Origin of the sequence: Pseudomonas fluorescens, from assembly GCF_000967965.1 — a bacterium.
GTDB classification, from domain to species: Bacteria; Pseudomonadota; Gammaproteobacteria; order Pseudomonadales; family Pseudomonadaceae; genus Aquipseudomonas; species Aquipseudomonas grandcourensis.
The window spans coordinates 536,891-557,803 of the sequence record NZ_LACC01000011.1 but is presented as its reverse complement, the minus strand read 5'-3'; the positions used below and the strand labels follow the sequence as shown (position 1 = coordinate 557,803).

At 59.9% G+C, this 20,913-nt stretch carries 17 protein-coding genes and 1 tRNA gene; 11 read left to right on the top strand and 7 right to left on the bottom strand.

Annotated features, from left to right (window positions below; all coding sequences use genetic code 11):
* Positions 1-50: 50 nt before the first annotated feature.
* Complete coding sequence (locus VC35_RS09525) at positions 51-1,280, top strand: multifunctional CCA addition/repair protein (RefSeq protein ID WP_046039473.1); 1,230 nt, start codon at positions 51-53, stop codon at positions 1,278-1,280.
* Positions 1,281-1,361: 81 nt separating this feature from the next.
* On the opposite strand, the gene folK is transcribed toward VC35_RS09525, so the two are convergent.
* On the bottom strand, positions 1,362-1,880 hold the full coding sequence (folK, locus tag VC35_RS09520; protein WP_046039471.1) for a 2-amino-4-hydroxy-6-hydroxymethyldihydropteridine diphosphokinase: 519 nt from the start codon (positions 1,878-1,880) through the stop codon (positions 1,362-1,364).
* Entirely contained in the window at positions 1,871-2,227 is a 357-nt protein-coding gene (gene folB / locus VC35_RS09515) for a dihydroneopterin aldolase (RefSeq protein ID WP_046039469.1), read from the bottom strand. The genes folK and folB overlap by 10 nt, the downstream gene beginning before the upstream one ends.
* Before the next feature lie 74 nt (positions 2,228-2,301).
* Between folB and plsY the strand changes: the two genes are divergently transcribed.
* On the top strand, positions 2,302-2,871 hold the full coding sequence (plsY, locus tag VC35_RS09510; RefSeq protein ID WP_046039467.1) for a glycerol-3-phosphate 1-O-acyltransferase PlsY: 570 nt from the start codon (positions 2,302-2,304) through the stop codon (positions 2,869-2,871).
* A 23-nt stretch (positions 2,872-2,894) separates the two neighbouring features.
* On the opposite strand, the gene tsaD is transcribed toward plsY, so the two are convergent.
* Complete coding sequence (tsaD, locus tag VC35_RS09505; protein ID WP_046039465.1) at positions 2,895-3,920, bottom strand: tRNA (adenosine(37)-N6)-threonylcarbamoyltransferase complex transferase subunit TsaD; 1,026 nt, start codon at positions 3,918-3,920, stop codon at positions 2,895-2,897.
* Between the two features lie 199 nt (positions 3,921-4,119).
* On the opposite strand from tsaD, the gene rpsU reads away from it, so the two are divergent.
* The 5 genes from rpsU (at position 4,120) to VC35_RS09480 (ending at position 12,660) form a co-directional block, all read left to right on the top strand.
* A complete protein-coding gene (gene rpsU, locus VC35_RS28810; protein WP_002551877.1) occupies positions 4,120-4,335 on the top strand; it encodes a 30S ribosomal protein S21 in 216 nt (71 codons plus the stop codon).
* 481 nt (positions 4,336-4,816) lie between these two features.
* Positions 4,817-6,784 (top strand): DNA primase, encoded by a 1,968-nt coding sequence (gene dnaG, locus VC35_RS09495; protein ID WP_046039464.1) that lies wholly within the window; start codon positions 4,817-4,819, stop codon positions 6,782-6,784.
* A gap of 67 nt (positions 6,785-6,851) precedes the next feature.
* A complete protein-coding gene (gene rpoD / locus VC35_RS09490; protein ID WP_046039462.1) occupies positions 6,852-8,699 on the top strand; it encodes an RNA polymerase sigma factor RpoD in 1,848 nt (615 codons plus the stop codon).
* 122 nt (positions 8,700-8,821) lie between these two features.
* Positions 8,822-12,568 carry a bifunctional diguanylate cyclase/phosphodiesterase gene (locus VC35_RS09485; protein WP_046039460.1) on the top strand — a complete coding sequence of 1,249 codons (3,747 nt, stop codon included), beginning with the start codon at positions 8,822-8,824 and terminating at the stop codon, positions 12,566-12,568.
* Positions 12,569-12,583: 15 nt separating this feature from the next.
* A tRNA-Ile gene (locus VC35_RS09480) sits at positions 12,584-12,660 on the top strand.
* A gap of 74 nt (positions 12,661-12,734) precedes the next feature.
* Here VC35_RS09480 and VC35_RS09475 read toward each other — a convergent pair.
* Both VC35_RS09475 and VC35_RS09470 read right to left on the bottom strand, forming a co-directional pair.
* Positions 12,735-13,040, bottom strand: coding sequence for an XRE family transcriptional regulator (locus VC35_RS09475; RefSeq protein WP_008051594.1), 306 nt, complete (start codon positions 13,038-13,040; stop codon positions 12,735-12,737).
* On the bottom strand, positions 13,033-13,398 hold the full coding sequence (locus tag VC35_RS09470) for a type II toxin-antitoxin system RelE/ParE family toxin (protein ID WP_046039458.1): 366 nt from the start codon (positions 13,396-13,398) through the stop codon (positions 13,033-13,035). Before VC35_RS09470 ends, VC35_RS09475 begins: the two co-directional genes overlap by 8 nt.
* Positions 13,399-13,977: 579 nt before the next feature.
* Here VC35_RS09470 and VC35_RS09465 point away from each other — a divergent pair.
* Complete coding sequence (locus VC35_RS09465) at positions 13,978-14,286, top strand: DUF3077 domain-containing protein (RefSeq protein WP_046039457.1); 309 nt, start codon at positions 13,978-13,980, stop codon at positions 14,284-14,286.
* 95 nt (positions 14,287-14,381) lie between these two features.
* Here VC35_RS09465 and VC35_RS09460 read toward each other — a convergent pair whose 3' ends face one another.
* Both VC35_RS09460 and VC35_RS09455 read right to left on the bottom strand, forming a co-directional pair.
* Positions 14,382-15,014, bottom strand: coding sequence for a zinc metalloprotease (locus VC35_RS09460; RefSeq protein ID WP_046039455.1), 633 nt, complete (start codon positions 15,012-15,014; stop codon positions 14,382-14,384).
* A gap of 113 nt (positions 15,015-15,127) precedes the next feature.
* On the bottom strand, positions 15,128-17,482 hold the full coding sequence (locus VC35_RS09455) for a glucose/quinate/shikimate family membrane-bound PQQ-dependent dehydrogenase (protein WP_046039559.1): 2,355 nt from the start codon (positions 17,480-17,482) through the stop codon (positions 15,128-15,130).
* Between the two features lie 185 nt (positions 17,483-17,667).
* Here VC35_RS09455 and VC35_RS09450 point away from each other — a divergent pair, with 185 nt between their 5' ends.
* From VC35_RS09450 to VC35_RS09440, 3 genes are all read left to right on the top strand, one after another.
* The gene (locus VC35_RS09450) at positions 17,668-18,129 is read left to right on the top strand and encodes an Lrp/AsnC family transcriptional regulator (RefSeq protein WP_046039454.1); all 462 of its coding nucleotides are present in this window, start codon (positions 17,668-17,670) and stop codon (positions 18,127-18,129) included.
* A 222-nt stretch (positions 18,130-18,351) separates the two neighbouring features.
* Entirely contained in the window at positions 18,352-20,034 is a 1,683-nt protein-coding gene (locus tag VC35_RS09445; RefSeq protein ID WP_046039452.1) for a flavin monoamine oxidase family protein, read from the top strand.
* 12 nt (positions 20,035-20,046) lie between these two features.
* A complete protein-coding gene (locus VC35_RS09440) occupies positions 20,047-20,841 on the top strand; it encodes a carbon-nitrogen hydrolase family protein (protein WP_046039451.1) in 795 nt (264 codons plus the stop codon).
* Positions 20,842-20,913: the final 72 nt, after the last annotated feature.

The window sequence follows — 20,913 nt, the reverse complement described above, 5'->3', positions numbered from 1 at the left end:
TCCGAAAGCTCGATGCAACGGTTATCCTGTCGAGCTAACGGAGGTTTTTTATGCGTATTTATAAAGTCGGCGGCGCGGTACGTGATCGCCTGCTGGGCAAACCGGTTACCGATATCGACTGGGTCGTGGTCGGCGCCACCACCGAAGAAATGCTCGCCAAGGGCTTTCGCCCGGTGGGCGCGGATTTTCCGGTGTTCCTTCATCCAAAAAACGGTGAGGAATACGCCCTCGCCCGCACCGAGCGCAAAAGCGGGCGCGGTTACGGCGGCTTCACTTTTCACGCCAGCCCTGAAGTCACCCTCGAAGAAGACTTGATCCGTCGCGACCTGACCATCAATGCCATGGCCGAAGACGACCAGCAGAACCTGACCGACCCGTACCACGGCCAGCGCGATCTCGAAGCGCGCCTGCTTCGCCATGTTTCCCCGGCATTTGCCGAAGACCCGCTCCGGGTCCTGCGTGTTGCCCGCTTCGCGGCGCGCTACGCGACGCTGGGTTTTACCGTCGCCCCGGAAACCCTGGCGCTGATGCGCCAACTCAGCGAATCAGGCGAGCTTGAGGCGCTGACCCCGGAGCGCAGCTGGAAGGAAATTTCCCGCGCCCTGATGGAAGATCAGCCACAGGTGTTTGTGGAGGTTTTGCGCGCATGCGGCGCACTCAAGGTACTGATGCCAGAGGTCGACGCGCTGTTTGGCGTACCGCAACCACCCGCCCACCACCCGGAAATCGATACAGGTGCACATACACTGAGCGTGTTGCAGCAAGCGGCGTTGCACAAACAGCCGCTGACCGTGCGCTGGGCGTGCCTGCTGCACGACCTGGGCAAGGGCCTGACGCCAGAGGAAGAATGGCCGCGACACATTGCCCATGAGTTCAAAGGCCTGAAGCTGATCAAAGCGATCAACGAACGCTTCAAGGCGCCGAGAGACTGCCAGGAGCTGGCGTTGCTGGTGGGCGAGTATCACACCCACGGGCATCGTGCCCTTGATCTGAAGCCATCGACATTGCTGGAATTGCTGCAAAGCTTCGACATTTACCGTCGCCCACAGCGGTTCGAGGAGTTCATCGCGGCATGCGAGATGGATGCGCGTGGGCGCAAAGGGCTGGAAGAAAGAAGTTATCCACAGGCGAATTATTTACGCGGAGCGGCAACCGCTGCTCGTAGCGTGGCGGTTCAGCCGTTGCTGGAGAAAGGCTTCAAGGGGCCGGAGTTGGGGGAGGAGATCAAGCGCGAGCGACTAAAAGCCTTGAAAGCCTACAAAGAGACCGCGTCGATCTGAAAAGCTTCGCGAGCAGGCCCGCTCCCACAGACTTACGCTAACCCTGTGGGAGCGAGCCTGCTTGCGAAGACATCAGTAAGGTCACAACAAATCTGAAGGTGTCAGCTGCTCACCGCGCCATTCGAAAGCCACTGGCGCCAACACCTGATCAATCTGTGCTTCAGCCCACAAGGCCGCAAAGCTCTTGCCTGCACCCGGGTGCACGCGATCCGGCGCTATCAACGACAACGGCCACAGAACGAACGCATTTTTCAGAATTTCTGCCCGCGGCAAGATCAAGCCATCGAAGTTGCCCACCAGGTCACCGAACAACAACACGTCGATATCCAGCGGCAAACCTCGGCGATCCGGCGCGTAACGACCGTTATCCGCCTCGATGAACTTCAATCGACGATCAAGCTCCATCAGCGGCAGATCGGTATACGCCGACACCACGAAATTGAAGAACGGCCCGCTCTTGATGCCCACCGACTGGCTTTCGAACACCGCCGAACAGCGGATATCGACAAGGAACGCCGCCAAAGCGTCGAGCCCCGCCCGCAAATGAGCTTCACGCTCGATATTGCTACCGAGCCCGAGGTACACCTGAGTCAGCGACATCCGCGCTCGATCTCCACGCCCACACCGCCGGTGGCAGCCGGGATGGCGCCAGGTTTAGTCAGCTTCAGGCGCATCCAGGTGATCTTGAATTCGCTCATCAGCACTTCAACCAGGCGCTCGGCAAAGGTTTCCACCAGCTGGAACTGCGCCTGCTCGGCAAACGCCTGGATGCGCGAGGAAACACTGGCGTAGTCGAGCGCCAGGCTCAGGTCATCACCGGCTGCGGCCGGGCGATTATCCCAGGCGAAGCTCAGATCAAGACGCAAGCACTGTCGGATGCCTCGTTCCCAGTCGTAGGCACCAATCACCGTGTCGACTTCCAGGCCCTCGATAAACACTCTGTCCAAGCACTTCTCTCCGCTACACGACAAGGGCGCAATGCGCCGTTAGAATCAGGGCGTCCTCGCCCGGAATAGTTAGCATGTTTTGGTTATTGGCGATCCTCGCCTACCTGCTCGGCTCTCTGTCCTTTGCCATTTTGCTCAGCCGCCTGACCGGTAACCCCGATCCGCGAATGAGTGGCTCGGGCAATGCCGGTGCCACCAACATGTTGCGCCTGGCCGGCAAGAAACTCGCCATCCTGACCCTGCTCGGCGACCTTTGCAAAGGCCTGCTGCCGGTACTGATTGCGCGTCTTGCGGGCCTTTCGCAGCAGGAACAGGCCTGGATCGGCGTCTATGCCGTCATCGGCCATCTGTTTCCGTTGTACTTTCGCTTTCGCGGCGGCAAGGGTGTCGCCACCGCTGCCGGCATGTTGCTGGGACTCTACCCGCCCGCCGCCCTTCTGGCGGTCTGCACCTGGCTCTTGACGTTCTACCTGACCCGCACCAGCTCCCTGGCCGCCCTCATCGCCACACCGCTGACCCTGCCGCTGCTGGCCTGGCAGGAACCGGCCGCCCTGCTACCCATGAGCACGCTCACCGGGCTGATCGTCTGGCGTCATCGCGGCAATCTACGCGACCTGTTTGCCGGGCGCGAACGGCATTTTTAAAGGGCAGGCATGAGCACCGCTCATCACAGCGCCGACAACTGCTCCATCGGCCAACGCGCCTGCACGCTGATCGCCAGACTTTCCTGCTGACCGGCCTGCAAGCGCTGGCAGCCGGCAAAGGCGATCATCGCGCCGTTATCGGTACAGAACTGCGGACGGGCATAAAACACATCGCCTTTCATGTCGCCGAGCATTTTTTCCAGGGACGTGCGCAACGCCTTGTTGGCACTAACGCCCCCTGCAATCACCAGGCGCTTCATACCGGCGGCTTTCAGGGCACGCTTGCACTTGATGGTCAAAGTCTCCACCACGGCCTGCTGGAACGCCAGCGAGATGTCGCAACGGGCTTGCTCGCTGTCGTCCCCGGCGCTGACGCACTGTTGCCAGGTGTTCAACGCAAAGGTTTTCAGGCCACTGAAGCTGAAATCCAGGCCCGGGCGGTCGCACATCGGACGCGGGAAGACGAAACGCCCTGCAACGCCCTGTTCTGCAATGCGAGCGATTTCCGGTCCGCCCGGATAATTGAGGCCCATCATCTTGGCCGTCTTGTCGAATGCTTCGCCGGCAGCGTCATCCAGGGTCTCGCCCAGGAGTGTGTACTGGCCAATTCCGTCGACCTGAACCAGTTGCGTATGACCACCCGACACCAACAAAGCGACGAACGGAAATTCCGGCGGTTGCGACTCCAGCATCGGCGCCAGCAAATGGCCTTCCATGTGATGCACACCGAGGGCCGGAATACCCCAGGCAAAGGCCAGCGCCTGAGCGCAGGAAGCCCCAACCAGCAAGGCACCGACCAGGCCAGGACCCGCGGTGTAGGCGATCGCATCGATCTCGGTCGGCACGCAGTCGGCCTCGGCCAGCACCTGACGAATCAAGGGCAGCATGCGTTTGACGTGATCGCGTGAAGCCAGTTCCGGCACCACGCCACCATAGGCGCGGTGCAGGTCGATCTGACTGAACAGCGCGTCGGCCAGCAGGCCGCGCTCACTGTCATATAATGCGACACCAGTTTCGTCGCAGGAGGTTTCTAATCCCAGTACTAGCATGGGTTTGCGCCTTGTTTAGGCTGAATTCGAAGGCGCGCATAATAGTCGTCGCGTGATGCCCCGACCAGCGGTTTTCGATCAGAGGCTTTGCATTCCGAGCGATGAGGGGTTAACATCCGCAACCCTTAAAAACCGACGTCTTCAAGTGCTCTTTTGCCGCGAGGATGTTGACCCCGGTAATGAATGAAGGTAGCTCTGGATGCCAGCCGTCAAAGTAAAAGAGAACGAACCCTTCGACGTAGCTCTGCGTCGTTTCAAGCGCTCCTGCGAAAAAGCCGGTGTACTGGCTGAAGTTCGTAGCCGCGAATTTTACGAGAAGCCAACTTCTGAGCGTAAGCGCAAAGCAGCAGCCGCTGTTAAGCGTCACGCCAAGAAAGTTCAGCGCGAACAGCGCCGCGCCGTTCGTCTGTACTAATACACAGACGATCGTAGCAAGCTTCTGCCAAGCCCGGCCCTCAGCCGGGCTTATGGCATTTGCGTAAAACGCTTGATGCTTCACTGTCGAAGCCGCAGACGCGACCGAGACAAATCTGCTTCACCGCGTCAGACCTGGCTCTTTTGCCAGCGGTGCACGTCTTTTCTGACGAGCCTTTCAAGGCTACTGACGAGCACACCCACTGATTCCTCTCACGACGATCAGCCCAAGGCACCTGCTTGCGTGCCAGATGATGAGCTATCCGAGGCCTATGATTGGCCGCAGCGGATTCAGCGCAACACTTTCAAACAATCGAATACTGAATTGGCATTAACGTCAGTGGATTTTCGGCAGATACACTTCCCGACAACGATTACGCAGACGACACTGGTCGAGCCGCACACTTTGCGCGCCTCAAACAATGACCGCGTTCGATCGCAGTACGTTACGGGCTCCTTTCAGCGCAGATGACGAGAACGCCATGGCCGGGCTAATTCCCCAGAGCTTCATTGACGACCTTCTGAACCGCACCGACATCGTCGACGTGGTCAGCTCGCGCCTGCAACTGAAAAAAGCCGGCAAAAATCACACTGCCTGCTGCCCATTCCACAAGGAAAAGACTCCGTCGTTCAGCGTCAGCCCCGACAAGCAGTTCTATTACTGCTTCGGCTGCGGCGCTGGTGGCAACGCCCTCGGCTTCATCATGGACCACGACAACCTGGATTTCGTCCAGGCTGTCGAAGAACTGGCCAAAGCCGCCGGCATGGAAATCCCCCGCGAAGAAAGCGGCCGGCCGCACAAACCGCGGCAGCCGACCGATTCGCCGCTGTATCCGCTACTGAGCGCCGCTGCCGACTTTTATCGCCAGGCCCTGAAAAGCCATCCATCGCGCAAGGCCGCCGTGGAATACCTGAAAGGTCGCGGGCTGACCGGCGAAATCGCCCGGGACTTCGGTCTGGGCTTTGCCCCTCCTGGCTGGGACAACCTGTTCAAGCACTTGAGCAGCGATACCCTGCAACAAAAAGCCATGATCGATGCCGGCCTGTTGATCGAAAACGCCGAAAGCGGTAAACGCTACGACCGCTTCCGCGACCGCGTGATGTTTCCGATCCGCGACAGTCGCGGGCGCGTCATCGCCTTCGGCGGCCGGGTGTTGGGCGACGACAAGCCGAAGTACCTGAACTCCCCGGAAACCCCGGTTTTCCATAAAGGCCAGGAACTCTACGGCCTGTACGAAGCGCGCAAGACCAACCGCAACCTCGACGAGATCATCGTCGTCGAGGGTTACATGGACGTCATTGCCCTGGCCCAGCAAGGCCTGCGCAATGCCGTCGCGACCCTGGGCACCGCCACCAGCGAGGAACACCTCAAGCGGCTGTTTCGCGTCGTGCCCAGCGTTCTATTCTGCTTCGACGGCGACCAGGCCGGCCGCAATGCGGCATGGCGGGCACTGGAGGCGACACTTTCGAGCCTGCAGGACGGTCGTCGCGCACGCTTTCTGTTCCTGCCCGAAGGCGAAGACCCGGACACCCTGGTCCGCTCCGAAGGCACCGATGCCTTCCGCGCACGGATCAACCAGCACGCACAGCCTCTGGCCGATTACTTCTTCCAGCAACTGACGGAGGAAGCCGACCCGCGCTCGCTTGAGGGTAAGGCCCATATGGCCACCCTCGCTGCGCCGTTGATCGACAAAGTCCCGGGCGCCAACCTGCGCATATTGATGCGTCAACGCCTGAGCGAAATCACCGGTCTGAGCGGTGAAGCGGTGAGTCAGCTGGCACAAAGCGCCCCGCAAGAAGCGCCGCCGGCCTACGACCCCGGCATCGATTACGACGCGATGCCCGATTACAGCGACTATCATCAGCCGCAGGCACAGGAAATGTATGTGCCGCAGCAGGAATGGACGCCGAAGAAACCCGGTGCAGGAGGCAAGAAATGGGACAAGAAACCGTGGGACAAGAATGGCAAACGGGGCGGTGATCGTGATCAACCCCGCGCGCCACGGGTGCCCGCCGCCGTAGAACCGCCGACCCTCGCCGCCTTGCGCACGTTGCTGCATCACCCGCAACTGGCCGAAAAAGTCGAGGATGCCGGGCACTTCGCCGCCGAGGATCACACCAACACGCAATTGCTGGTGGCGCTGCTCGAAGCCGTGCAGAAGAATCCCAAGCTAAACTCAATTCAACTGATTGCGCGTTGGCACGGCACAGAACAAGGCCGTTTGCTCAAGGCCCTGGCAGAAAAGGAATGGCTGATTGATGGAGATAACCTTGAACAACAGTTTTTCGACACCATTACTAGCTTGTCAGCCCGCCAACGCGAGCGAAACCTGGAACAACTTCTGCGAAAAGCGCGTCAAAGCGAATTGACCAGCGAAGAGAAAAATCAACTGCGCGACCTCTTGAGTCGCAATGTTTCCGCATCAAACCCGACCTCAACTGGCGCGTGAGGTCATAGCTCAGGTATAATCCTCGGCTTGTTTTTTGCCCGCCAAGACCTTCAGTGGATAGGGTGTTATGTCCGGAAAAGCGCAACAGCAGTCTCGTATCAAAGAGTTGATCACACTTGGTCGTGAGCAGGGCTACCTGACTTACGCGGAGGTCAACGACCACCTGCCGGAGGATATTTCAGATCCGGAGCAGGTGGAAGACATCATCCGCATGATCAATGACATGGGGATCAACGTATTCGAGGTTGCGCCAGATAAGGATTCCCTTATGCTGGCCGACGCCGATACCGACGAAGCCGCAGCCGAAGAGGCCGCTGCAGCGTTGGCTGCGGTCGAGACCGACATTGGTCGTACTACCGACCCGGTGCGCATGTACATGCGCGAAATGGGTACGGTGGAGCTCCTCACGCGTGAAGGCGAAATCGAAATCGCCAAACGTATTGAAGAGGGCATCCGTGAGGTGATGAGCGCAATCGCGCACTTCCCCGGCACGGTTGATCATATTCTCTCCGAGTACACCCGCGTCACCACCGAAGGTGGTCGCCTGTCCGACGTCCTGAGCGGTTATATCGACCCGGACGATGGCATCGCGCCGCCTGCGGCAGAAGTGCCGCCACCGGTTGACGCGAAAGCCGTCAAGGCGGATGACGATTCCGACGACGAAGACGGCGAAGCCTCGGATGACGAGGAAGAAGCCGAAAGCGGTCCGGATCCGATCATCGCTGCACAGCGCTTTGGCGCTGTGGCCGATCAGATGGAAATCACCCGCAAGGCGCTGAAAAAGCACGGTCGCAACAACAAGGCAACGATTGCCGAGCTGTTGGCCCTGGCCGGACTGTTCATGCCGATCAAACTGGTGCCGAAGCAATTCGAAGGCCTGGTCGAGCGTGTTCGCAGTGCCCTGGATCGCCTGCGTCAGCAAGAGCGCGCAATCATGCAGCTCTGCGTTCGTGATGCACGCATGCCGCGTGCCGACTTCCTGCGCCAGTTCCCGGGCAACGAAGTCGACGAAAGCTGGAGTGATGCCCTGGCCAAAGGCAAAGGCAAATATGCTGAAGCCATTGGTCGTCTGCAGCCGGACATCATCCGTTGCCAGCAGAAGCTGACCGCGCTGCAAACCGAAACCGGCTTGACCATCGCCGAGATCAAGGACATCAACCGTCGCATGTCGATCGGCGAGGCCAAGGCCCGCCGCGCGAAGAAAGAGATGGTTGAAGCCAACTTGCGTCTGGTGATCTCCATCGCCAAGAAGTACACCAACCGTGGCCTGCAATTCCTCGATCTGATCCAGGAAGGCAACATCGGCTTGATGAAAGCGGTAGACAAGTTCGAATACCGTCGCGGCTACAAGTTCTCGACCTATGCCACCTGGTGGATCCGTCAGGCGATCACTCGCTCGATCGCCGACCAGGCCCGCACCATCCGTATTCCGGTGCACATGATCGAGACGATCAACAAGCTCAACCGCATTTCCCGCCAGATGTTGCAGGAAATGGGTCGCGAACCGACCCCGGAAGAGCTGGGCGAACGCATGGAAATGCCTGAGGACAAGATCCGCAAGGTATTGAAGATCGCTAAAGAGCCGATCTCCATGGAAACCCCGATCGGTGATGACGAAGACTCCCATCTGGGTGACTTCATCGAAGACTCGACCATGCAGTCGCCAATCGATGTTGCAACCGTTGAGAGCCTTAAAGAAGCGACTCGCGAAGTGCTGTCCGGCCTCACTGCCCGTGAAGCCAAGGTACTGCGCATGCGCTTCGGTATCGACATGAATACCGACCACACCCTCGAAGAGGTTGGTAAGCAGTTCGACGTGACCCGTGAGCGGATTCGTCAGATCGAAGCCAAGGCGCTGCGCAAGCTGCGCCACCCGACGAGAAGCGAGCATCTGCGCTCCTTCCTCGACGAGTGATCACAGAACCCCCGGCCCAGGCCGGGGGTTTTGCTTTGCACAGATTAAATCTCCCCACCTCCCCCCTCCTCCCTGTAGCCGTCTACACTCGAAACATTCCCCCGAGCCATAACGAGACCGTTATGCCCAGACTGCCGACCGTGCTTTTTTTGCTGTCGCTGATGACCTGGACCGCAACGGCTGGCGCGCTGACTCTCACTGACGAAGAACGTAGCTGGCTGGCGGCTCACCCGGAATTGCGCCTGGGTGTCGATGCGTCGTGGCCGCCCTTCGAGTTTCGTGACGATGGGGGCCGCTACCAGGGCCTTGCCGCGGATTACATCGAGGTCATCCGCAAAAGGCTGGCAACCCGGCTCACGCCCATCGAGCCGGTGAGCTGGACCGCCGTCCTGGAACAGGCCAAAAAGGGCAAACTGGACCTGCTGCCGGGCATCATGTCGACCCCTGAACGCCAGAAATACCTGTCGTTCACTCGCCCCTATCTGGATTTTCCGATTGTCATCCTGGCCCATGTCGGGGGCCCCCAGCCACATAACCTGAAAGACCTGTACGGCCTGAAAATCGCCGTGGTGGAAAACTACGCCCCCCACGAACTGCTGCGCAGCCACCATCCCGACTTGAACCTGGTGGCGGTGCCCAACGTCAGCTCGGCGCTACAGGCGCTGGCCACCGACGAAGTGGACGCCGTGGTAGGCGATCTGGCTTCCAGCGTCTGGGGACTGCGCCAACTCAAGCTCGATGGGTTGTATGTCAGCGGTGAAACCCCCTATCGCTATCAACTGGCCATGGCTGTACCCCGCGACAACAAGATGCTGGTCGGCATTCTCGACAAAGTCCTGGCGGACATGAGCCCCGCTGAAATCAGCGCCATTCAGGAGCATTGGGTCGGCAACGTCCTCGATCATCGAACTTTCTGGAATGACCTGCTGGTGTATGGCCTGCCCGGATTGCTGCTGCTGACTACCGTGCTGGCGGTGGTTATCCGCATCAACCGCCGCTTGAGCTCGGAAATCGCTCGCCGGGTCAACCTTGAACAGGAACTGCGCAGCAGCGAATACCACTACCGCGGCCTGGTGGAGAGCCTGTCGGCCATCGCCTGGGAAGCAAAAGTCACCGACTTCACCTACAGCTATGTATCGCCCCATGCCGAAGACCTTCTCGGTTATCCCCTGTCCCACTGGCTGATTCCGGGCTTCTGGCGCAACATCATTCACCCCGCCGACCTGACCCGCGCCCAGACCTTCTGCGATCACGAAGTGCTGGCCGGGCGCGATCACCGCCTCGATTACCGGGTGATCACCGCCGACGGCCGCTGTCTGTGGGTGCGCGATATCGTCAGCCTGATCGAACACGGGCATGAGCCGGTGCTGCGCGGGTTGATGATCGATATCACCGACGCCAAGCGCACCGAGGAAGCGCTACGCCTGTCGGAACAGAAATTCGCTTCCGTGTTCCAGCAATGCCCGGACATGCTGGTGATTGCGCGTCTGAGCGACGGCTGCCTGCTGGAAGTCAACGAAGCGTTCGAAGAACAGATCGGCCTCAAGGCCGAGGACGTCATTGGCCAGACCGCCACCAACCTGAACATCTGGGGGATTCCCGGTGTTGGGCCGGGCCTGTTGCAACGCTTGCAGGCCGGCAGCATCCGCAACCTGGAAATGCCCTTTCGTCGCAGCAACGGCCAGGTGTTTACCGGCCTGATCTCCGCCGAACCGTTTAACCTCGACATGACACCTGCGCTGGTGGTCGTGGTGCGGGACATCACCCAGCTCAAGGAAACCCAGCAACAGCTGCAAACGTCCGAAGAAAAGTTCGCCAAGGCCTTCCACGCTTCCCCCGACGGATTGCTGCTGTCGCGGCAAAGCGATGGCTTGCTGCTGGAGGTCAACGACGGTTTCAGCCGCATCACCGGCTTCAACAGCGCCATGTCGGTGGATCGTTCGGCGCTGGACCTGGGGATCTGGGTCAACCTCAATGAACGCAAGCAAATGCTCGACCTGCTGCACCGGGACGGTTTTGTCCGCGACTTCAGCTGCCATATCCGCCGCAGCGACGGGCAGATCCGCCTCTGCGAAGTGTCCAGCCGTCCGCTGCCGATTGGCGATGAAGACTGCATGCTGACCATCGCCCGGGATATCACCGATCGGCACCTGATGCAGGAAAAACTGCAACAGGCCGCCACCGTGTTCGAAAGCACCGCCGAAGGCGTATTGATCACCGATACCCAACAGCACATCAGCGCGGTCAACCGTGCGTTCACCGAAATCACCGGTTACAGCGAAAGCGAAGCCTTGGGCCACACGCCGCGCCTGCTCGCCTCGGGCCTGCATGACAGCGCGTTCTACGCGGCCATGTGGCACCAATTGACCGCCGAAGGCCACTGGCAAGGCGAGATCTCCAACCGGCGCAAGAATGGCGAGCTGTACCCGAGCTGGCTGACCATCAGTGCCGTGCGCAACCGGGAGAAGTTCATCACCCACTTTGTCGCGGTGTTCGCCGACATTTCCAGCCTCAAGCACGCGCAGGCCAAACTCGACTACCAGGCGCACCACGACCCGCTGACCGGCCTGCCGAACCGCACGCTGTTCGAAAGCCGCCTGCTGACCGCGCTCAACAGCCAGCAGGAAAACGGCGGCCAGGGCGCAGTGCTGTTCCTCGACCTCGACCGCTTCAAGCACATCAACGACAGCCTCGGCCACCCGGTCGGCGACCTTCTGCTCAAGGGCATTGCCGTGCGCCTCAAGGAGCAGTTGCGTGACATCGACACCGTGGCGCGCCTGGGAGGTGACGAGTTCATTATCCTGCTGCCGGGCCTGCAACAATCCAGCGATGCCGACCACATCGCCAATAAACTGCTCAACTGTTTCGCCGCGCCGTTCCAGGCCGGCGAACACGAGTTTTTCATCAGCGCCAGCATCGGCACCAGCCTCTATCCGAAGGATGGCTGCGACGTTGCCACACTGATCAAGAACGCCGACGCCGCGATGTACCGCTCCAAGGCCAAGGGCCGCAACCGTGTCGAAAGCTACACCCGCGACCTCACCGCCCAAGCCAGCGAGCGCGTGGCACTGGAACACGAACTGCGCCGCGCCATCGAACGCAACGAGTTGCACCTGTGCTACCAACCGAAAATCAGCCTCGAAGACTACAGTCTGGTCGGCGCCGAAGCCCTGATCCGCTGGCACCACCCGACTTTTGGCGACGTGCCGCGGGAACACTTCATCCCGCTGGCCGAAGAAAACGGCATGATCCTGCAAATCGGCGACTGGGTCCTGGAAACCGCCTGCCGGCAGATGGCCGAATGGCACAGGCTGTACGAAAGTCCCGGCCCGCTGTCGGTCAACCTGGCCGGCGCCCAACTGCGCCAACCCAACCTGGTGGGCCGCATAGAACAGTTGCTCAAGGACAACGGCCTCAACCCCGGCTTCCTGCAACTGGAAATCACCGAAAACTTCATCATGAGCCAGGCAGAGGAGGCGCTGGCGGTGCTGCATCAACTCAAACAACTGGGCGTGCAACTGGCCATCGATGACTTCGGCACCGGCTATTCGTCCTTGAGTTACCTCAAGCGCCTGCCGCTGGACATCCTCAAGATCGACCAGTCCTTCGTCCGCGGCCTGCCCGACGACCCCCACGATGCGGCCATCGTACGCGCCATCATCGCCCTCGGACGCAGCATGCAATTCACCGTGATTGCCGAAGGGGTCGAGACCCAGGCGCAACAACAATTCCTCGCCGCCGAGGGCTGTGAACAAATCCAGGGCTACATCGTCAGCCTGCCCCTCCCCCCCGACGAATTCGCCGCGACGTTTCTTCGTACAGCCGTAAAGGCTTTTTCGGATAGCACAGTCGCAAAACCGTCGCTATAATCCGCGACCTACTGAGGGCCTATAGCTCAGTTGGTTAGAGCAGAGGACTCATAATCCTTTGGTCCACGGTTCAAGTCCGTGTGGGCCCACCAAACAAGAAAGCCGCGCAATGCGCGGCTTTTGCGTATCTGAATTGCCCGAAACCGTAGAGCCACTTTTTAATCGTTCAGTTGGCAAAGTTTTCGATCTTTACCTGGCCCTCGGGGAAGGTGGCGATGATTTCCAGTTCGCCTCCCATGGCGCGGATGTAGTTGCGCAAAGTACTGATGTACATGTCCGTTCGCCGCTCCATCTTGGAGATCGCCGCCTGGTTGACATGCAGTGTCCTGGCCAGTGTGTCCTGACTCAACGCTTGCGCCTGGCGCAACTCGTGCAGCGGCATTTGTGCTCGTAGCTTCTGATGCAAGGCCTCAACACGTGCTTGAGACTCTGGAGAGCGACGCGCCACCAAATCAGCAAATTTTTTAGCCATTGTCATAGCCCTCTTTCTTCAATGTATCCAAGTGCTCGTCGTAGAGACGTTCGGCCAGTGGCACGTGTTCCGTATACCAACGCGCCTGGCCGGTTTTATCACCGCCAATCAGCAGAATCGCGCTGCGCCGTGGATCAAACGCGTACAGCACACGGTACGGCCTGCCAGCGTGCTGCACCCTTAACTCACGAAGGTTGCCATGCCGTGAACCCTTGATATCGCTGGTATGTGGAAAACCCAAGTGTGGGCCATCCTCGCCCAGCAACATCACTGTGGCCTGAACCGAGTCCTGTTCGAACTCGTTCAGGTGATCCCACCAGGCCTCAAATTCATCCGTGTATTCGACGTCCCATTTCATACAAATATGCCACCAAAGGAATATAACCTCAAAGGAATAAATGTATGAGCTTCAGAGGTGCCCAACCACCCTGACTCCTCTGTCAATTGTTAACGATGGTTACTCGCAGAGGGTTTGCCGTTTCGCCAATTGCTTCAGCGCCCTCATGACAACGCGGGAACCAGGCGTTTGGCTCAACGACTCAGAGGATGCACCGGCCTGGAAAATCGCTCGTCGCGCCAGTCTTCGTTTACAGAGGGTGTCGCAATATCGGATGACGTCCGTAAACCTTGTAGGCAAACTCCGAACCTTGCTTTTGGGCACTTTGCCGCCTTGTTGCGCTTTTCTTTGACGGGATAGTCTCCGGTCGTCGCTGACCATTCAGCGATCGGGCTTGGAAACCCGTCGGATCAAATCGCAGCAGAATCTACCACTACTCCAGTCGTTTTTTACGACTGCGAAACTGTGTTATGGCAGCTGTGCGTGGGACGCTTTCGGGCGTGCCGGTTTCCTTGATCCCCGGTTTTCCAACCTGCGTACAGCTGCCACCCATTCGCTTGGAAACGAACGTGGCGGCTTCTTGGATTAAGGAGTTACATCATGAGCAAAACCATCTCGCACGATCCTTCAGAACTGAAAACCATCGGCTTCACCCCCTTCCTATATCTCTCGGATCAACCACTGTTCCACGTCTGCCGTGACGTCCCCATCGCCGACGCTCTGGCCCAAGCCTCCGACCTGCTGTTCCTCGCCAAGTCCCTCACCGTGGACGCCGCCTACGCCCAAGATTCCGACCGTCACGCCTGGGCCGCGCATTACCTGACGACGATGAGCAAAGCGGTGATTGATGATGTGGTGAAGGTACTGACGCGCAAACCTGCTCAAACGAGAGCACAAGCAGATCAATAAAACACACAGAGCCTCAAAGCTCCCAAATAGGGACCGAGCGTTCCCTTTTTGGGGCTGATTAGAGCCAAATGCTTCGGCTATTCAGTTCAAACACATCATGAAGGCATGGCCTGCATGGCTAGCCGCCGCTCCAGCTCCTGCCCCGTCAGCATGCCCTCATACGTATCCGCCGGCCGTCCCCACTGCTCCACGATGACCATGCCGTCCACCAGCGCCACAGCCAATTCGGCAATCGTCTCGGCCTGATCTTCTATGATTTTTTGCGTCCGCAGCCACAGCCGACCTGTCATCTCTTTAAGCTCCGCCGTTATCCGCTCACCCGACGCAGGATCAGTGTCCGGGTAGACGATATTTCGCAGCAGATGCTGAAGCTCCCTGATTTTTGCGTAATCCTGTTCCGCCCCCTGCTTGCCTTTGAGGATGGCGGTGGCCTTGGGCTTATCGACGCGTTTGGCGGCTGAAGGTTTTGAAGGCAGGGTCTGCGCCAGTGAGCCAGCCAGGAGCACCATCATCCGGGCTTCCAGATGTTCCTTCATGGCTTCCATCGACGAAATTGGGCGCACCAGGGTAATGGAGGCTCCTCCCTGGTGCCGCAGATCCTTGGTCACTGTCAGGGTCACGCCGCCCGTTTCAAACCCCAGGGCGCGAGCCACCACGTAGTGCCCCATTTCGTGATGGGCGATCTGCAAGGCACGGTCCCGTACAGCAGCAGGTAGCTTCGTTGTCATGTCCTTCGCCTCGCACCCTCGACTGCCTCAATCCTAGCCGATTTCCACACTGGCTCTTTCGCCCATGAAAAAGCCGCGCAATGGCGCGGCTTTTCTGACTCAAGCTTCAGCCCTTACTTGGGCAAAGCGTAAGCAATCACATAATCCCCACGATCCGTCGACTGACGCGCACCGCCCACAGTGAGCAGGATGTACTGCTTGCCGGTTTTCGGTGAAACGTAAGTCATCGGCCCGGACTGGCTGCCCACCGGCAAGCGCGATTTCCAGATTTCGTTGCCGTTGCCGGTATCGAAGGCGCGCAGGTAGAAGTCCTGGGTGCCGGCGAAGAACAGTAGGCCCGACTGAGTGGCGAGCGAAGCGCCGAGGGTCGGCATGCCGATCGGGATCGGCAGGTGCATGCGGATGCCCAGCGGGCCGGTGTCTTGCACGGTGCCGACCGGAACTTGCCACATCAGTTTGTGGGTCTTGAGGTCGATGGCCGACATGGTGCCGAACGGTGGTTTCTGGCACGGAATGCCGGCCGCCGAGAGGAAGCGTTCGCGCATGGCGCCGAACGGCGTGCCTTCCTGCGGTACCACGCCCATTTCGATACCGCTGGCCCCGGCTTTGATCTTGTCGCGCGGGATCATGTAGTTGGCCAGGCCCAGGCGCATGTCGTTGACGAACATGTAGTTGGTGTTCGGATCAACAGAGACGCTGCCCCAGTTCATGCCACCCAACGAGCCCGGGAATTGCAGGGCGCGATCCATGCCCGGCGGGGTGTAGACGCCTTCGTGACGCATGCCTTTGAACTGGATGCGGCACATCAATTGATCAAACGGCGTGGCGCCCCACATGTCGGATTCGGTCAGGGTCTTGTTGCCGATTGACGGCATGTCCACCGAGAACGGCTGGGTTGGCGAGTAACGCTCACCGGGAACCTTGCCTTGCGGCACCGGGCGCTCTTCGACGCGGGCGATAGGCACGCCGGTTTCGCGGTTGAGCAGGAAGATCTCGCCCTGCTTGGTGACTTGCGCCAGGGCTGGCTGGGTGCCGCCCTTTTCGTCCGGCACGTCGTACAGCAGCGGTTGCGCCGGCAGGTCGAAGTCCCACAAGTCGTGGTGAGTGGTCTGGAAGTGCCAGCGCACCTGGCCGGTCTTCACATCGATGGCGACGATGGACGAGTTCCACTTGTCGTCCAGCTCGGTACGTTGACCGCCGAAAAAGTCTGGCGTCGCGTTGCCAGTCGGCAGGTACACCAGACCGAGCTTGGCGTCATAGGACATGGCCGACCAGACGTTCGGCGTACCACGGGTATAGGTCTCGCCGGCCGGTGGGCGTTTGGTGGTGCTCGGGTTACCCGGATCCCAAGCCCATACCAGCTCACCGCTGCGCACGTCGTAGGCACGGACCACGCCCGGCGGTTCGCCGGTGGAGTAGTTATCGGCCACGCGGCCGCCGACGATTACCACGTCTCCTGCGACCAATGGGGTCGAGGTTTGCTGGTAGTAACCGGGCTTCACTTCGCCCATGTCGGTGGTCAGGTCAACGGTGCCCTTGTTGTCAAATTCTTCGCAAGGCTTACCGGTGTCGGCATTGATCGCGATCAGGCGCGCATCGCCGGTCGGCAGAAACAGACGCTTCGTACAGGCGGTTGGCTGATTGTCCGAAGAAGCCGGGGTTTCGGAATAGCCCAGGCCACGGCAACGCTGCCAGTTGGGCGCGGTGCCTTGCGGGTCGAACTTCCAGCGCTGGGCGCCGGTGTCGGCATCCAGGGCGAAGACTTTGCCGTAGGCGGTGCAGGTGTAGACCGTGTCGCCGATTTGCAGCGGAGTGTTCTGGTCTTCGGCGCCGGCGCCGGTGCTTTGCGGGATGTCACCGGTGCGGAAGGTCCAGGCGACCTGCAATTTGTCGATGTTGCCCTTGGTGATCTGGTCCAGCGCGGCAAAGCGGTTGCCGGCGGTGGTGTTGCCCCAGTGGGCCCAGTCTTTCTGTTCGGTGCCTGGAGTGACCGGCGTTACCGCAGGTTCGGTGGTGGCCTTGACCACGTGGGTCGGCACGAACATGTAGGACATCGTCGCAACGACGCTCACGCCCAGAATGCCAGCCAGACCGTAGGCGCCACGCCCGCCGGTCGCACCCGAAGCGCGGACCAGGGTCGGATAGATCAACGCCACCACCAGACCGATCACGGCAAAGGTCAGTACCCGCGAGACCAGCGGCCAGTATTCGAGGCCCGCATCCCATACGGCCCAGATCGCAGTGAGGACCAACGCCACACCATACAGCCAGGCGCCGAGCGGCTTACGCCGGGCAATCATCAACCCGGACGCCAGCATCGCCAGCCCCATCAACAGAAAATACCAGCTGCCACCCAACGCGATCAGATAGCCACCGCCACCGGCCAGGCCGAGCCCGATCAGTGCAATCAGCACACCCAGCCCCGCCAGCAACCATTTGCTGCCGGCGGCAGCCCCAGAATTGTTCATGTCGGAAATTTTCCCCATTTGTGACAAGGCCGCAATAATGTACTACCTAGTTACTTATGGCAATTTGTCGCAGGCAAAAATGTCATGAACGGTATTGAGGCTAGATCAAATCTCCGTCGCGAGCGTCCTGCAGGAACTGCCTGTAACATGCTTGCGCACTGATCCATGCCGCTGGAGATAACCCTTTGCCTGACACTCGCACGCCTGTTCTCGATGAAATCGACCGCCAATTGATTGCCGCCCTGCAGATCAACGCCCGCGAGAGCGTGGCCATGCTTGCCCGGCAACTGGGCATCGCCCGCACCACCGTCACTTCGCGCCTGGCGCGGCTGGAAAAGGCCAAGGTGATCACCGGCTACGGCGTGCGCCTCGGCCAGCGCGTGGTGGATGGCGGGTTGCAGGCGTATGTGGGGATCACCGTGCAACCGCGCTCCGGTAAGGAGGTGTTGCGACGCCTGAGTGCGATGGCGCAGGTGCAGCAGTTGTGTGCGGTGAGTGGCGAATTTGATTATGTGGCGTGGTTGCGCACCGATTCGCCGGAGCAGCTGGATCAGTTGCTGGATCAGATTGGCAGTGTGGATGGGGTGGAGAAGACCACGACGTCGATCATCTTGAGTAGCAAGATTGATCGGGGGCAGCCGGTTTGAGTTTTCAGGCCCGGGTTCATCGGTGACTGAACTGGCGCTATCGCGAGCAAGCTTGCTCCCACAGTGGTCAGTGTGCACATCAAGATCGTCATACTGACCAATAAAATATCAAAATGACGACACTTTGCGTCTTATTAACGTGTTCTGTGCTCTCTAGAATGGCTGGCATCTTTTCCTATACTCAGATGCGCATTCCGCGTCGGGTCGCCAGCAAGGTCAACCATGAACAAGAACAATCGCCATCCTGCAGACGGTAAAAAGCCAGTCACCATTTTCGGCCCGGACTTTCCTTTCGCCTTCGACGACTGGATCGAACACCCGGCCGGCCTGGGCAGCATTCCCGAGCACAATCACGGTGCCGAAGTGGCGATTGTCGGCGGCGGGATCGCCGGCCTGGTGGCGGCGTATGAGCTGATGAAGCTGGGCCTGAAACCGGTCGTCTACGAAGCCTCGAAAATGGGCGGCCGCCTGCGCTCCCAGGCGTTCAACGGCGCTGAAGGCATCATTGCCGAGCTGGGTGGCATGCGTTTTCCAGTGTCGTCCACCGCGTTCTATCACTACGTCGACAAACTCGGTCTGGAAACCAAACCTTTCCCTAACCCGCTGACACCCGCGTCGGGCAGCACGGTGATCGACCTCGAAGGCCAGACCCATTACGCACAGAAGCTGTCGGACCTTCCTGCGCTGTTCCAGGAAGTGGCTGACGCCTGGGCCGATGCCCTGGAAGCCGGTTCGCAGTTCGCCGATATCCAGCAAGCCATCCGCGACCGCGATGTGCCACGTCTGAAAGAGTTGTGGAACACCCTGGTGCCGCTGTGGGATGACCGCACCTTCTACGATTTCGTCGCCACCTCCAAGGCCTTCGCCAAGCTCTCGTTCCATCACCGCGAAGTGTTCGGCCAGGTCGGTTTCGGTACCGGCGGCTGGGACTCGGACTTCCCCAACTCGATGCTGGAAATCTTCCGTGTGGTGATGACCAATTGCGACGATCACCAGCACCTGGTGGTCGGTGGCGTGGAACAGGTGCCACAAGGCATCTGGCGCCATGTGCCGGAGCGTTGCGCGCACTGGCCAGCGGGTACCAGCCTCAGCTCGCTGCACAACGGCGCACCGCGCACGGGTGTGAAGAAAATTGCCCACGCGCCGGGCGGCCGTTTCGCCGTCACCGACAACTGGGGCGACACCCGCGAATACGCCGCCGTGCTGACCACCTGCCAGAGCTGGCTGCTGACCACCCAGATCGAATGCGACGAAACCCTGTTCTCGCAAAAGATGTGGATGGCTTTGGACCGCACCCGCTACATGCAGTCGTCGAAGACTTTCGTGATGGTCGACCGCCCTTTCTGGAAGGACAAGGATCCGGAAACCGGCCGCGACCTGATGAGCATGACCCTCACCGATCGCCTGACCCGTGGCACCTACCTGTTCGACAACGGCGACGACAAGCCCGGCGTGATTTGCCTGTCGTACTCGTGGATGAGCGACGCGCTGAAAATGCTGCCGCAGCCGGTGGAAAAACGCGTGAAGCTGGCATTGGATGCGTTGAAGAAGATCTATCCGAAAGTCGACATCGCCGCGCGGATCATCGGCGACCCGATCACCGTTTCGTGGGAAGCCGACCCGCATTTCCTCGGCGCGTTCAAAGGCGCCCTGCCCGGCCACTACCGCTACAACCAGCGTATGTACGCGCACTTCATGCAGGACGACATGCCTGCCGAGCAGCGCGGGATCTTCATCGCCGGTGACGACGTTTCGTGGACCCCGGCCTGGGTTGAGGGCGCGGTACAGACCTCGCTCAACGCGGTATGGGGCATCATGAAACACTTCGGCGGTGCAACTCACGCCGAGAATCCGGGTCCAGGAGATGTATTCAACGAGATCGGACCGATCGCCCTGCCCGAGTAAGAGGAATCCGAAATGCGCGTAGCCCTTTACCAATGCCCACCGCTGCCTCTGGATGTCGCCGGCAACCTGCAACGCTTGCAGCAGCTTGCGCTGGAGGCAAAAGGTGCCGATCTGCTGGTGCTGCCGGAGATGTTCCTGACCGGCTACAACATCGGCGTTGATGCCGTCAGCGTGCTGGCGGAGGTGCACAACGGTGAATCGGCGCAGCAGATTGCGCGCATTGCCAAGGCTGCCGGGATCGCCATTTTGTATGGCTATCCCGAGCGCACCGAGGACGGGCAGATCTACAACGCCGTGCAGTTGATCGACGCTAACGGCGAGCGCATCTGCAACTACCGCAAGACCCATCTGTTCGGCGATCTGGATCACTCGATGTTCAGCGCAGGTTCCGACGACTTTCCCATCGTTGAGCTCAACGGCTGGAAGCTCGGTTTCCTGATCTGCTACGACCTGGAGTTTCCGGAAAACGCCCGGCGCCTGGTCCTGGCCGGTGCCGAGCTGATCCTGGTGCCGACCGCGAACATGATTCCGTTCGATTTCGTCGCCGATGTCACCGTGCGCTCCCGCGCCTTCGAAAACCAATGCTATGTGGCTTACGCCAACTACTGCGGCCATGAAGGCGAGATCCACTACTGCGGCCAGAGCAGCATCGCTGCGCCGGATGGCAGCCGTATCGCTCAGGCGGGACTGGATGAATCGCTGATTGTCGGTGAGCTGGATCGTCAGTTGATGGTCGATTCCCGTGCCGCCAATCGCTACCTGATCGATCGTCGTCCCGAGCTTTACGGCGACCTGAACAAGCGCTAGTCCTAGGGGGCGTTCTCAATTAGTTTCCCCGTCGCGTTGTCGCCTTAAAGTGGGCCAGGCAAGGCGCAGGCC